This is a genomic window from Hahella sp. CCB-MM4 (assembly GCF_002260525.1).
Taxonomy (GTDB): Bacteria; Pseudomonadota; Gammaproteobacteria; order Pseudomonadales; family Oleiphilaceae; genus Hahella.
This window is the reverse complement of record NZ_MRYI01000011.1, coordinates 1-13890: the sequence shown is the minus strand read 5'-3', so window position 1 is coordinate 13890 and position 13890 is coordinate 1. Positions and strand designations below refer to the sequence as shown.

General features: G+C 50.3%; 9 protein-coding genes. 2 read left to right on the top strand and 7 right to left on the bottom strand.

Going from position 1 to position 13890, the window contains the following annotated elements:
- Window positions 1-33: 33 nt before the first annotated feature.
- Window positions 34-1284, bottom strand: coding sequence for an RNA polymerase sigma factor (locus BTA51_RS17800; RefSeq protein WP_246841083.1), 1251 nt, complete (start codon window positions 1282-1284; stop codon window positions 34-36).
- Between the two features lie 182 nt (window positions 1285-1466).
- On the opposite strand from BTA51_RS17800, the gene BTA51_RS17795 reads away from it, so the two are divergent.
- Window positions 1467-1886, top strand: coding sequence for a secondary thiamine-phosphate synthase enzyme YjbQ (locus BTA51_RS17795; RefSeq protein WP_094709687.1), 420 nt, complete (start codon window positions 1467-1469; stop codon window positions 1884-1886).
- 121 nt (window positions 1887-2007) lie between these two features.
- Window positions 2008-3375, top strand: coding sequence for a YihY/virulence factor BrkB family protein (locus BTA51_RS17790; RefSeq protein WP_094709685.1), 1368 nt, complete (start codon window positions 2008-2010; stop codon window positions 3373-3375).
- Between the two features lie 45 nt (window positions 3376-3420).
- Here BTA51_RS17790 and BTA51_RS17785 read toward each other — a convergent pair whose 3' ends face one another.
- The 6 genes from BTA51_RS17785 to BTA51_RS17760 all read right to left on the bottom strand — a co-directional run bounded on the left by BTA51_RS17785 (window position 3421) and on the right by BTA51_RS17760 (window position 13453).
- The gene (locus tag BTA51_RS17785) at window positions 3421-5862 is read right to left on the bottom strand and encodes a DUF748 domain-containing protein (protein ID WP_094709683.1); all 2442 of its coding nucleotides are present in this window, start codon (window positions 5860-5862) and stop codon (window positions 3421-3423) included.
- Window positions 5863-6139: 277 nt separating this feature from the next.
- Window positions 6140-6340, bottom strand: coding sequence for a hypothetical protein (locus tag BTA51_RS17780; protein ID WP_094709681.1), 201 nt, complete (start codon window positions 6338-6340; stop codon window positions 6140-6142).
- A 253-nt stretch (window positions 6341-6593) separates the two neighbouring features.
- Window positions 6594-7817, bottom strand: a complete 1224-nt coding sequence (locus BTA51_RS17775) for a hypothetical protein (protein WP_094709679.1) — start codon at window positions 7815-7817, stop codon at window positions 6594-6596.
- Between the two features lie 285 nt (window positions 7818-8102).
- Entirely contained in the window at window positions 8103-11270 is a 3168-nt protein-coding gene (locus BTA51_RS17770) for an efflux RND transporter permease subunit (protein ID WP_094709677.1), read from the bottom strand.
- A gap of 14 nt (window positions 11271-11284) precedes the next feature.
- On the bottom strand, window positions 11285-12565 hold the full coding sequence (locus BTA51_RS17765; protein ID WP_094709675.1) for an efflux RND transporter periplasmic adaptor subunit: 1281 nt from the start codon (window positions 12563-12565) through the stop codon (window positions 11285-11287).
- 135 nt (window positions 12566-12700) lie between these two features.
- Window positions 12701-13453, bottom strand: a complete 753-nt coding sequence (locus BTA51_RS17760; RefSeq protein ID WP_094709673.1) for a 16S rRNA (uracil(1498)-N(3))-methyltransferase — start codon at window positions 13451-13453, stop codon at window positions 12701-12703.
- Window positions 13454-13890 lie beyond the last annotated feature (437 nt).

The following is a 13890-nucleotide window of genomic DNA, read 5'->3' as shown; positions in this document are numbered from 1 at the left end:
ATGAAAATTATTCTCTTCAGAGCATTATTCGAATTACTCATTCAGCTCCATCAGACGGCGCTGCAGAAACCGTTTCTCAGGTTCCAGCTGCGCCAGCTCCAGCGCCTTTTGATAGGCGCTCCTGGCGTCATCATGGCGGCCCAGCCGACGACAGAGATCTGCCCGGGCGGCGTGAGCTAAGTGGTATTTCTCCAGATCTCCCCGGGTCAATATGTCATCGATGAGTGTCAGACCGGCTTCGGGCCCATCTTTCATGGCGATGGCAACGGCCCGGTTGAGTTCCACTACGGGTGATGGATTGGCCTGTAGCAGCAAGGTATAAAGGCCAGCGATCTGGTTCCAGTCAGTATCAGCATAGGTTGGGGCTCTGGCATGGGTAGCTGCAATGGCTGCCTGTAAGGAATACATACCCACAGAGGGAGCATTCATCGCCTCACGAACAAGTTCTGAGCCTTCTTCAATCGCCTTTTGATTCCAGAGTGAGCGGTCCTGATCCTCCAGCAATATTAAATTGCCATCGGCTGATGCTCGCGCTGTTCTTCTGGAGTCATGGAGCAGCATCAGTGCCAGCAGACCCTTGATTTCCGAATCGTCCAACAATTGGTTGAGCAATCGTCCCAGTCGAATAGCTTCGTCAGTGAAATCCAGCCTGAGCAGATCATCTCCGGTGGAGGCTGCGTAGCCCTCATTAAAAATGAGATAAATCACCTGCAGGACCGACTCCAGGCGTTCAGGCAGTTCCGGTGGTGGCGGAACCTCGTAGGGAATGCCGGCATCGCGAATTTTGGATTTAGCCCTGACAATTCTTTGTGCCACGGTGGTGGGTTTGATCAGGAAAGCTCTGGCAATTTCTTCTGTTGTCAGATCACAGATTTCCCGGAGGGTAAGCGCGACCTGTGCTTCTTGGGCCAGGCTGGGATGACAGCAGGTGAATATCAGTCTTAGACGGTCGTCCTCAATCTGATCGTCCGCAAGATCGGCAGGATCAACAGATTCATTTTCCAGCTTGTCAGCTATCTGATCCTGTAGGGTGTCGAATTTTGCATCGCGGCGTAACCGGTCAATAATTTTGAATCGCCCTGTAGAAACCAACCATGCCCGGGGATTGGACGGTACCCCTTCTTCCGGCCATTGCTTGACGGCGGCGGCAAAGGCTTCGTGCAGCGCTTCCTCAGCCAGCTCAAAACTGCCGAGCAAGCGAATCAGAGTCGCCAGTACACGGCGTGATTCGGTGCGATAAATATGATCTATGCTGCTTCTGGTCAGTGTTTCCGAGTTAGCCAAGTATTTTCCATTCCTCTGGAGGATCAATGCTGCCTTTTACTTTCAATAGCAAACGTCAAAGCAAAAGATTTACGCTCACTTTAAGGATTCGTTTATCTGTTGTCATCGTTGATTTCTTGAGGACGGGTGTATGCTGTATTGTAATGAGATGATTATTGAATTCTGATCTTTAAGAGCTTGTTATGTGGACACAAAAAGAGATTCGTTTGAAGCCCAAAGCCAGAGGGTTTCATTTGATTACGCGAGAAGTTTGCCAGAGTCTGCCGGAAATCGGTCAGATGAAGGTCGGCGTTATACATTTGTTTATTCAGCATACCAGCGCCTCACTGACGATTAATGAAAATGCAGATCCAACAGTTCGTGAGGACATGGAAGCTCATTTCAACCAGACAGTTCCGGAAAATGCACCATACTATAAGCATACTCTGGAAGGGGCTGACGACATGCCGGCACATATCAAGACGGTGACGGTGGGGCACAGCATCAGCATCCCTGTGACAGACGGCCAGCTTGCGTTAGGAACCTGGCAGGGAATATACCTGGGAGAACACCGGAACCATGGGGGCTCGCGGCTAATAATCGCCACGCTTTGGGGCGAGTAAGTCTCTACTGGAATAGACAATATATTATCGGAGCGGATTCTCGGTCGAATCCGTTCTTTACAAAAACAGTTCGTCAGCAGAACCAAGATGCTTGGCTTGGGCGGAAAAAGTTGAGGATGTTATGACAGAATCAGTGTCAGACAACTGGTTAGTGAAGTTTGAACGATGGCTTTGGCAGCATGAGACAGCCAACAGTTCACGATGGATGAATATCGGCTGGCATACAGCCAGAGTGTTCTTTGCTGTCATTCGGGACGTCATCGGGGGACAGATCACCCTGCATGCCATGAGTCTGGTTTATACCACGCTGTTGTCCATCGTGCCCTTCCTGGCACTGAGTTTTTCCGTTCTGAAAGGCTTTAATGTTCATCACAGCCAGTTGCAACCCATGCTTATGGAACTGGTGGCCCCCCTGGGAGATAAGGGGCCGGAAATAGTGGAGAACGTACTCTCGTTTGTCGACAACATCAAAGTTGGGGTCCTGGGATCCGTTGGATTGGGGCTGCTGATCTACACCGTTATTTCTCTGGTGCAAAAAGTTGAGCGCTCGTTTAACGAAATCTGGCGGGTAACCCATATCCGTTCACTCGCCCAAAGGTTCAGTAATTACCTCAGTGTGATCCTCGTAGGGCCTCTACTGGTGTTTTCAGCGTTGGGGGCCACGGCCACGGTTGTTGGCTCTGACGTCATTGTCCAGCTGCGTAGTGTGGAGCCATTTGGTTGGTTGTTTTCATTCTTCAGCCGCATGACTCCCTATTTGATGATCATCGGACTCTTCACATTTTTGTACGTGTTCATTCCCAACACCCGGGTAAAGCTTAAGTATGCTTTCTTCGGCGGACTGGTGGCAGGAATCATCTGGCAAAGTGCCGGATTTGCCTTTACCAAGATCGTGGCAGGCTCGACAAACTATGCGGCCATCTATTCCGGCTTTGCTGTGGGAATCGTCCTTCTCATTTGGATCTATCTTGCCTGGTTGATTTTATTGATTGGTGCATCGGTGTCTTTTTATGCGCAGCATTCTCTGCAGATAACTCGTGATAGCCGACAGAAACCCAGCGCTGAAGTGGATGAGCGGACCGGACTCTCTATCCTGTATCAGGTATGCAGACACTTTGACCAGCATGGGGGAGGAACCTCAATTTCTGCAATGGAATCTGAGTTATCGGTAGGGCCGGAAGTGATTCAGCGTATGATTGACAAGATGATACGGCTGGGGCTGTTGGCCATATCCGGCTCGGACAAGGATGAGCTACTGCCGGCCAGATCCCTGGACAAAACGTTGATGAAAGACGTTCTGGGTGTTCTTCGGTCAGCAGAATCTCCGCTACCCCCTTCTTTACGAAGGGAGTATGAAGTCACGAAACTGTATGACAGATTACAGAAATCGTTAGACCAGTCTCTCGGAGAATTGACCGTCGCTGACTGGGTTCGTGGAGGCATGACGAAAGACGGAAATGCGGTAGTAGCTGGAAACACTACAGATTAGTGTGGGGCTCAGCAGTCTCCGAGGGGAGACTGCTTTCCGTGGGAGTTAGAGGTCAAACTCCAGCCTTGGTTCTGCCTTGGCTTCACTGTCAACGCCAGGAGAGCAGAGCAATACCCTTGAAGACTTGATGTCTTGGCTGATTAAAAAGTCTTTCACAGCCTCACCGCGGGTGCTGGATATCTCTTTCAGCGTTTTGAGTTGTTCATCCGATAGTGCGGCAGGAGGCTGAGGCAGGCCCAAATCTGCCGGTGTGGCATACGGACAGGCTTTGAGTTGAGCGTCCTCTTTATCCTTCATCAACTTCGCCAGTTCCTCGAGGAAAGCTTTCTGCTCTGCTTCGATGGCGGTTTGGGTCGCGGGGAACTTGAGTGGCTCAACCCGGACTTTCAGCATTTGTTCGCCCGCAATCTGGGCAATACTGATGACATTTGCATATGGCACAAATGTCTGCATGACATAGGATGTTGTCGCTTTGAACAGCGCTTTTTTGAATATGATGCTCAGGAAGCTGCCCCATCCGAATTCCGGATCGTCAATATTTCCACTCATGGGGATTTCCAGCTCAATATTATCCTGGCTGTCTTTTAGCATCCCAACAGCGACATTTAACGGAATGGCGCTCGCATCCTTCACGTTGTCCTCCTTCACTTTGCTGCCGCTCAGATCAAACTCCCGCATGGTCAGCATCGTTTTTCCGTCCAGAATTCCCTGATCAATCGTCAGAGCGATATTCATGTCCAACTGACCGCTTTCAATGTCGTAACCAAGAGCTTCTGCCACATAGGGTGAAAATGGCGGCATTTGTGCCTCGGTCAATTCAGTGCGGGTATCCAGGCTTAATTTTTCCGCAAATGGATATAACCGGGTGTCTGTTTTAACGATGGAATACTTATCAGTCTTTCCGTCCAGGACGACATGAATAGCCTGTTGAGGGTCTTTGGTATTAATACCTTCAACGGTCAGGGAATTGATGAACAGAGTTCTTTCCAATGCCGGTGTCACGCCGCCATCAGTCAAATGGACACTAGATTCTCCATCCACCGATAGCTGGTGCAGTATCACGTAGAAAGGCTCAGAGGCATCATTTGGAGTTTCAGGCTGCTCTGATGATGGCTGCTCTGACGACGGCTCCGTGTTCTCCTGCTTCGATGGGGATGGTTCTGATGTTGCCTCCTCCTCGGTGGAGGGCGGTTGTTCTGGAGAGCCAAGAGCTACCAAAGTCGTCAACTGGCGGCTTTTATCCATGATCACATGGGATTCGAGATTGCTAATATGAACCTGATCAATCTCAGCGCCAGCCGGGGAGACATCGATCTTATCGACAATCAGTTTGCCCAGATGAACCAAGGCGGGTAGTTGGCCACTGTCATTACTGGCTTGTGATGCCGTTAATCCGGTGCTATCAACCTGGCCAATGGAAAGAGTGAAATCCGACCCGACGGCGCTGGTTTGCAAAGGGCTGACCTTCAGGGAGTCCCATGAGGCAAGCAGATTTTTACCCGTTACGTCGCTAATGCGGCTGTTGAAACTGCTGATGGCACCATCCAATACGAGAGCAACGTCTCCTTGTTGAGGAACTTTCAACTGCAGAGAATTGATGCCCAGTTGGGTTCGTTCACTTTCGATTGCCAGATCAGCAGCCGGGAGGGAAATTCGATCTATATCAAACTGTTTGGTGGTGGCAGTAACAATCAGATTATCCGGTTTCTGGTTTACGACCACTTCACCTACCAGGGTGACATTTAAATTACCCTGGTTCATCGGAGCTGGCACGTAGTGAGAAAATTGATCCAGGCTGGCGGTCAGCAGCTTAATGTCCAGCCAGAGAAGTAATTGCTCGGGGGTATAGCGGAATGAGGATCCAAGGTCCAGGGTAGCGCCGTTAGCTACCGCAGAAAGAGTGGCCGCCCCTTTCCAGTTCAGGCCTTGCCCCTCAATGTTACTGACCTGAAGTTCGTTCAGAGTTAACTCATCATGCAGCGGCGTATCAGCATCCTGCCCCAATCGTGTCACATTGATACGGCTATTGGTAAAAACGATGGATGGAAGCAATACATCCCAGGGAGTGGAGGTAGATTCGTCTTCAGGAGGCGGAGTTTCCTCCTCTGCGTTGTTGTCTCCGATTTTTACACCGGCAATCTGCCAGCCGTCGGAAAGCTGTGTGATATCCAATTGCAGACCGCGGACTTCTATCTGGTCCACGATCACTTTCTTTTCGAAAAGAGGGAGGAGTGACAGCGCTAACCTGAATCCATCCAGCTTGAATTCCAGGTCATTGTCGAGTGTCACCTTCAGATCTTCTGCACCCACTTCCGTGGTGAATGGATTGAGGGACAGAGACTCGGCAGTGAACGTTGCGCCGTTTTCTGCAAAGAAGTCTTCCAGTACGGTTCGGGCTATTACTGGTGTTAACCCCCAGATAATCAACAACAAACTGACTAAAACAATAAATAGCGTAAGAATGGTGCGTCGAATGATACGCTGCATCTTGGATCCTTAGTGGCACTCTAATTTTTTCTTTGGGAGGCATGGTTAAGCCTGCCAATTTTTCATCTGAATGAAAAGCTGATTTTGGATGGGAATGATGGAATTGTCAGGGGGAAATCCAGAGAAAATCCTGGTTTCGAAACATCCAGGGAAGCCTGTGTGCATATACTGCCGGCATTGAGCATAGCAATATACATAGAGGGATTATTGTCTCTACTGTAAAGGGGAGATACAGATACAACTGGCCTATTGAAACAAGGCCAGATTATCAGGGGGATCAGCGACGGGAAATTTCGCCCAGAACTTCGCAGCGCTCCAGAATCATGCGCTCGTAGTCTGCCATCAGGCTGCTATCAACTGATGAAAGTTGTTTGCGGCTGTCCAAATAGCGAATTAGACGCTGAACATCCCTGAATAGCTGCTTTTCTAAACGCTCACGTGAGGTCTCATCCCGACCCAGCCGACTTTGGTGATACATTGAGGTCATCCTGTTAACACTCTGTTACGTTTTTGACAATTTTAACTATGTACAAATAAAAGTCAAAAAATAATCAAAAGTTATAGTCCATATGGTCTATATTCCCGATAAACGGTCAAGTGGTGAGTGAGAAATGAGCATCCCTAGCATCTGAATCTATGATTTTGCCTAAAAAACGCTCAAAGGTGAATAACTCTTACAAAAGGTGAATAGCTCCTATAAAGGAGAATAGCTCTTATAAACGTTAATAGATCTATATTGCCCAATCGAAGATGAATATCAGCTGAAGTAATCCCGCCAAGGCACCAAGAACTCCTCCAATGGCAATCAGCTTGATTTCATCTTCCTGGAAGCATGGCCGTAAAAGATTCTGGAACTCTTCTGGCGACAGAGACTCCATCCGGCTTCTCATAATGGATTCGACGGCCTCTGCTCGTTCCTGATTGAACATTGGGTCATCCAGCATTTCCGATGAGATCTCAACGGCTTTATCTCCCACCTTCAATTTCAGATCGGCGAACTTCTTTGGACCCAAGGCCAACTGTGTCAGTGGTTTACTGATCCCCGCAGTATCGTCGACCACAGGTTTTACATGTTTCTTGATCAGGGCTCTGGTTCTTGCGCATTTGGGACCATTGAGCATGGCGTTGACTATTCGTCCCACGGTCAGGATTTCATGTGTCACAATCCGGCAAAAGGAAGTGGCGACTTCTTTTTGGCGTTTAAGGAACAAGCCATGCAGGCGGATTGGGCCTACTTTGATCGGGTGCAAGGGACGGAATATGACATTGAGGGCGATCCAGTTGGTGGCCCATCCAACCAGAAATCCGCAAACCGGCAAGACCCATTCGTTTGGAAACAACGCCCACAACCCCATTTGCAGAAGGCCGAATAAAAAGCCAAAACCCAGCCCGCTGTTGATGATGAAACGAAATTCTGCCGCGCCACACTCTAGGAATATACGATTAAGCAAGTGCTTGTCCGCAACCAGCTGGCGGGTGACCATATCTTTTATGTCCAGCAGATCCTCCACCTGCTCACCAATATCGTCCACCAGGTTGTCTATCAGCGAGGGAGCGCTTTTTCTTACTCGTGAATAGACCATGGCCTTCATGCTATTGGGCAGGTTCTCCCAAAGGGTGGGGTGCTCTTGCAGCATCAGGGCGTCGACGTAATCCTCAATACGGGGGAGAACCGTCTCAACGATGTGTTCAGCCAGAATGGTGGGATCTATCTGTTCGAACACTTCCTGTACGGTGCCAATTTTCGAGATGGTGGAGTCCACACTGATAACCGCCATTCTCTCGGCTTTGGAGGGAATAATGCCCTGCCATCCGAAAATAGGTTTGAGACCCTTGAACTCCAGGGGGTAAAAGGTCAGCTTGATGGCGAGCCAGTTGGTGCTCCAGCCGATAAGTGCAGCAATCAGCGGAATGCTGCCGTATTTCCAAATGTCAGGATTGGATAGCCAGTCCATAGAGTGGGCTCCACGTGAATGCCGGTAGTATCAGGCGGCTATTGTCATGAAAATGTCATAGGTTATGCACACTAATCGTGCGCAACTCGATATTGTCAATTTTCTGTTGCAGCCGTCAGGCAGCAATTGTTTGGATATTAACCTATTGATTCTGTTGGCTCTTGGGCAAGGTGTTTTGACAGGAATCCGAATCTGCTTCGCAAAATTAGCGCCAGAATTGCTCTGGCGACTAATTTTCCACAAAGTTATCCACAGGCCGGTTAGCCCTCTTTTATGAGAGAGCCGTTATGGTAGAACTATGTGATCAGGGGGCGGTGTTGAAGGTTGAAGCTGTTTTTGTCGACGCTCAATCAAACCCTCAATCAGGGACAGGATAACCGGAATAACCATCAGTACCAGCACGGTGGCGAATGCGAGACCAAAGGAAATGCTGACAGCCATTGGTATCAGAAACTGGGCCTGTAGACTGGTTTCGAACAGGAGTGGCAGTAACCCTGCAATGGTCGTCAAAGAGGTTAGCAATACAGCCCTCAGACGCTGACAGGAGGCTTCAATAAGCGCTTCCGTTCGGGGAACACCTTTTTGGCGCTGGTCCTGATAAAAGGTCACTAGGATGATGGAATCATTCACGACAATGCCGGACAGGCCGAAAAAGCCGAACAGGGAGAGGATGGTCAGATCCAGCCCCATCACCCAGTGGCCGATAATTGCGCCGGTGAGGCCGAAGGGAATAGCGGCCATCACAGCCAGGGGCCAGAAATAAGATGCGAACACCCAGGCCAGAATCAGGTAGATCAGCGAGATACCAATCAAGGCGCCAAAGCTCATGTCACGTCCAGTGTCGCGTTGTTCTTCTGCTTTACCTTTGAATTCATATACCAGCCCATAATCATTCACGATCTGTGGCATGGTGGTAGCTTCCAGTTCAGCCAGTACTTTGTTGGCGTTAGTGACACTGGCATCCACTTCGGCAGTCACGTGAATACCGAGCTTTCCGTCGGTGTGTCTTAATAGCTCCAGACCTCTTCTGGACTCCAGTTCAATCACATTCTCCAGCAATACTACCTGATGTTGCGGCGTGACAATCGGGAAGCTGGTCAAGGCACTCTGTTGATCCCGTTCGTCATCCGGCAGCACCACTCTGACTTCAATTTCATCCTCGTTCTCGTTGATGATCTGCAATAGCTGCCCGTCAAAAGCTGCCCGCAACTGTCGACCAACATCGGCCACACTCAGACCCAACGCCTGACCGGTCGGTGTGAGCTTGTAGATGAACTGTTGTTTGCCGTAAGGCAGGTCATCCTGAATATTTCCGATGCCTTGAAAGGATCTCAAAGCCGTCGCGATCTCTTCTGCAGCGGCTTTCAGTCTTTCCGGCGGAGCGTTACGAAGGAATACGTCGATGTCCTTGCCGGGTGGGCCTCCACGCGGACTGGAAATCGAAAGCTGCTCAATACCATCAATAGAAGGCAGCTTGGATTCCCAGGTTTTAATGATTTCAGTGTTGCGGATATCGCGTTGGTCCGGAGAGGCCAGCTCTGCCTGCACCGTCGCGTACTGATCGCCGTTCTGAAAATTCTGGCCGCCGTCAAAGCTACCCGTGTTGATCCTCACAAGAGAATGCAGCACCAGATCAGAGTTAGTACCCTTCAACTCTTCGTTGGTTTCCCAGAGAGCCTCTTCCATCTGGTGGGCATAGGTTTTCACCTTGTCCGCCGGAGTTCCTGCTGCAAATTTCACACTACCGATGAGAAAAGTGTTTTCCGGGGTCGGGAAAAAGGTGAACTGCAGTCTGCCGCTTATTAATAGAGAGACGGCAAAAGCAAACAGGCAGACCACGAGAATCAGAGTATGTGCGCGATTATTCAACGCGGCTGTCACCAGAGGGCGGAAACGCTTGTCCCTGATGTTGTCAAACCATTGATCGAGTTTCTGCCGTGTAGGCCCAGGAGACTTGTGATGATTCTTATGAAAACTGTGACGCAGGTGGCCGGGGAGTACCAAGAAGCTCTCAATAAGCGAGGCAATGATGACGCAGATAATGACGACAGGTATCGCGACCAGAATATTGCCGATGATGCCGCCGATAATCATCAGCGGCAAGAATGCGGCAATGGTGGTTAAGGAGGAGGACATGACCGGCACAAACATGCGTCGGGCGCCCCCCTCAGCGGCACGCAGGGAATTTTCTCCACTGCGATAGTGGGTCAGAGCGTCCTCGCCCACTACAATGGCATCATCAACGATGATCCCCAGTGCCATGATCAATGCAAACAGGCTGACCATATTGATACTGCCACCTGCCAGGTACATCACAGCCAGGGTGCCCATAAAAGATACCGGGATACCCCAGGCGACCCAGAATGCCACTCTTCCGTTAAGGAAGATAAACAGGATTCCGACTACCAGGACCAGCCCGCCCAGTCCGTTTTTCAGCAGCAGATTGATGCGGTCCTGTATCAAAACATAGGCTTCGCTAACTGGGTGAAGCTGCACTGATGGCGGTAGGGTGGGGCGGGTATCCTCCAGCCAGTTATTGAAAATCTCCGCCATTTTCAAGGTGTCGGCATTTTCCGTTCGTTTAATCTGCATCAGAATGGCCGGTTCACCTTTATAGAAAACCTCTATAGCCTGATCCTGTGGCCGTTTCTCGATACGGGATATATCTCCAAGTCTTAGTTGCTGGCCATTGGCGGTTGTCAGCACGGCCAGGCGGCGGAAACCGTCCTCATCCGTTTGCTTCTGAAGACTACGCAGTTCTCTTTCTGAGTCCTTGCGGCCAGTCGTGCCCGCCGGAATATCCTGGCTTTGTGCCGTAATCAGGCTTCCCAATTCGGGCAGTGAGCGCTTCAGGGCATGGATCTGACTGCTGGGAATTTGAATGGCAATTTCTTCTTCAGGAAGGCCGACAAAATTGATCTTGGCAATGCCCCGGTCCAGCAGTTCCCGTTCATATTCCCTGACCAAGGATCTCAATTCGAATAGTGACTCTGAGGACGTTACCACCAATTGAGCCACATCTTCATAGCGAGTCACTTTGCTGATTTGGGGATCCTCAGAATCGGAAGGCAGGTTGCGCACCATACTGACCCGTTCCTTGACCTGGTCAAGCGCCAGGCTCATGTCAGTACCTTCTTCGTATTCGATGACTATCAGGGAGAGCCCTCGGGTGGAGGTGGAACGCATTTCTTTCACGGAATCCAGATCCCGTAGTTCTTGTTCCAGCGGGGTGGTAATTGATGAGGCGACATCTTCTGCCGCAGCTCCGGGCCACACCACTCTGACAGTAATAAAATCCAATGCAAAATTGGGCAGGAACTGGGTGTTGAGTTTAACCAGTCCGATGGCTCCGGCCATCAGCATAATCAGCATTAGCAGGTTGGCGGCGACTTTGTGTTGAGCAAAGCGACCGATCAGGTCCGATTGGTGTTTGCCGGCATCATCCAGGTTCATGGTCGAATGTCGTCCTATTGTCCGCCGTTATCCGGAATCGGTTTTTCAACCGAATCCTGTCGGGATTTGATTTTCAATCCGGTTACCGCTTTAGGTAGTTGGGTGGTCACTACGGACTGTCCCTCGTCGATCTCAGGGGCAGTAAAAATCACCCGCTCACGTCCATTATCATCACGGTAGCGGCCCAGGCGATTGATGGTAACCGCCTGCAGACGGGACTCTTCATTCACGATATACACTCTGTCATCCCCATAAATAGCGCTCAGGGGGACGGTAAAGGCATTTTCCTGATGAGGCAGCTTAACGTGAAGGTCAATCGGCTTGCCAAGAGGGAGCGAATCGGTATTTTGCGGATGCAGATAAATATCAATACCGCCGGTGGAGGTATTAGCGGCGGCGGCAATTCTGTCCATGGTAAGTTGCAATTCCTGGCCATAGACAAGGGCATATGCCGACGCTGTGTCATTGTCCGACATCATGGACCTGATTTGCGGAACCCATTTGTCAGGAATTTGTGCCCGGACTTCAAGACTATCCAGTGCTACCAGCTCGATCAGAGGATCCCCTGATCGTACCCGTTCGCCAATGGCAACCTTCAACGCTACAACGCGGCCGTCAAAAGGAGCTTTTAAGGCGGTTTGTTCCATATCCAGCTGGGCAAGGGTCAGCTGAGCTTTTGCTCTTTTCAGACGGGCTTCCAGCTGAGCCAGAGTATTGGTGAAGTTGTTGACACTAAGCCTGCGGTTGGTGACGGATAGTTCCTGTTGGTGCAGGGCACTGAGGGCGTTGTCTGAGCGTTCTTCGGAAGTCACTTTGTTTTTTATCAGGCGCTGTTGCCGCTCATAAGCTTTACGGGCCAGAGCCAGCAAGGTCTCCTCAGTTTTAAGGGCTTCCTGATTCGCTTGATGGTTAGCCCGGGCCTCAGCGATGGCGGCTTCAAGCTCCTGAACATCTGCCTGCCGCTGAGTGAGCGTCGCACCGACTTCCACATCATCGAGGCGTAGCAGGATATCACTCTGATGAAACTCACGCCCTGCCAGGAACGGAGTCGCTGTTACTGTACTGCTGCTGCGGCTGGTGATCAGGGTACGCTGGGTCGACTCAATTTCTCCAATCAAGTCCAGCTCAGGGGATCTGTCCACCCGGGTCAGTCGTTCGGTATCCACGGTCCAAACCGTTTCCTGCTTGGGTTTGACCGGAGGTGTTGGCTTAGAGGAGACCAGATAAGCGATCAGTACTATTGTTAATCCGACGAATCCACTAACAATGAGATGTTTGGATTTATTACTCTTCATATACGTCCTATTTTCTGTCCCTCAGTATGTTATACCGGCAGCGCCATCCCTTCGATCAAGTGATCCATGGTTCATTTTATCTGCATACAATAGCCATGGCTGCCGGATTATCCGACAGTGGCATAAGACAACGGGTCAGGGCAGCTGGAAGTCTCCCCAGGCACATTGCAGATAGGTTAGCCCTGCTACAGGTGCAGTTTCTGTGCGTAGTACTCTGGGCCCCAGACACAGCCTTTTGAAACCCCTGGATTCTGCCAGAGATACCTCATCCTCACTGAAGCCACCTTCCGGTCCTATCAAAAGAGCAATCGATGCCGGTGAACGGCTATTATCCTGCCATAAAGGTGTGACGTTTTCCGGTTTATCATGAGGATGTAAAATCAGCTTGAGTTCGGCCTCAATGCTGTTCAGCCAGTCATCAACCGACGCAATTTCAGTTACCTGTGGTACTACTGCCCGCCCGGATTGCTCACAGGCGCTGACCACAACCTGTTGCCAGTGGCCCCGGCGTTTTTCCTTGCGGTTGTCGTCCAGTCTCACTTCACAACGCTCACTGGTTAATGGAGCGATAGCATTGACTCCCAATTCCACCGCTTTCTGGATAGCGTAATCCATGCGGTCGCCACGGGAGACCACCTGGCCCAGGGTAATCTTGATCGGGGACTCGTTTTGCAGTTCTATCTTTTCTTCGAGCGACAGGCTGATGTCTTTGCGTTCTACTTGTTTGATGGTTGCGAGTACATCAAAGCCTTCGCCATTGAACAGGCGGATCTGGTCATTCGGTTTCAGTCTTAAAACCCGGCCGACATAGTTGGCGATGTCTGGGCCGGCCATAATCGTATTTCCGACATTGAGAGGTTGATTGCAGTGAACTCGAATAGTCCGCACGGGAGGTCCTTATTTGGAGGCTGTTTGCTAAAAACCGCATAGACGGCCGCTTGGAAATTTGCCGGATTATTGTTACGTGGTCAATCTAAAAGGCGATGAAATCATGTGACCTGATTTGACCTGTCAGACAATTCATCACTCGGCCCAGTTTGTATTCAAGTTCTGTTGGTTAAGCATCGGTTTTCTAAATCTCTCCATTTTTCTATGTAATTTGGCCTATGGCGATATGGCTAAGTGTATGTGTCTAGGGGTGTTTCTTTGACAAACATGGTAAAGCTGACAGACAATCACGCCCTTTGAGTTCGGGACGACAGGGAATTTTCATATGGAACTGCAGGAACTGATCCTCGCGCATCATCAGTTGAGGGGCTACCGCATTGGCGGCGAATACTGGATTTTTGCCCCTTATCATTATGAGCCTTCCTACTGGCTCATTC

Coding starts and splice junctions, on each gene's coding strand:
- BTA51_RS17770 (WP_094709677.1), bottom strand. CDS start 11,270: ATGAACCTGGATGATGCCGGCAAACACCAATCGGACCTGATCGGTCGC.
- BTA51_RS17780 (WP_094709681.1), bottom strand. CDS start 6,340: ATGTATCACCAAAGTCGGCTGGGTCGGGATGAGACCTCACGTGAGCGT.
- BTA51_RS17790 (WP_094709685.1), top strand. CDS start 2,008: ATGACAGAATCAGTGTCAGACAACTGGTTAGTGAAGTTTGAACGATGG.
- BTA51_RS17765 (WP_094709675.1), bottom strand. CDS start 12,565: ATGAAGAGTAATAAATCCAAACATCTCATTGTTAGTGGATTCGTCGGA.
- BTA51_RS17785 (WP_094709683.1), bottom strand. CDS start 5,862: ATGCAGCGTATCATTCGACGCACCATTCTTACGCTATTTATTGTTTTA.
- BTA51_RS17775 (WP_094709679.1), bottom strand. CDS start 7,817: ATGGACTGGCTATCCAATCCTGACATTTGGAAATACGGCAGCATTCCG.
- BTA51_RS17795 (WP_094709687.1), top strand. CDS start 1,467: ATGTGGACACAAAAAGAGATTCGTTTGAAGCCCAAAGCCAGAGGGTTT.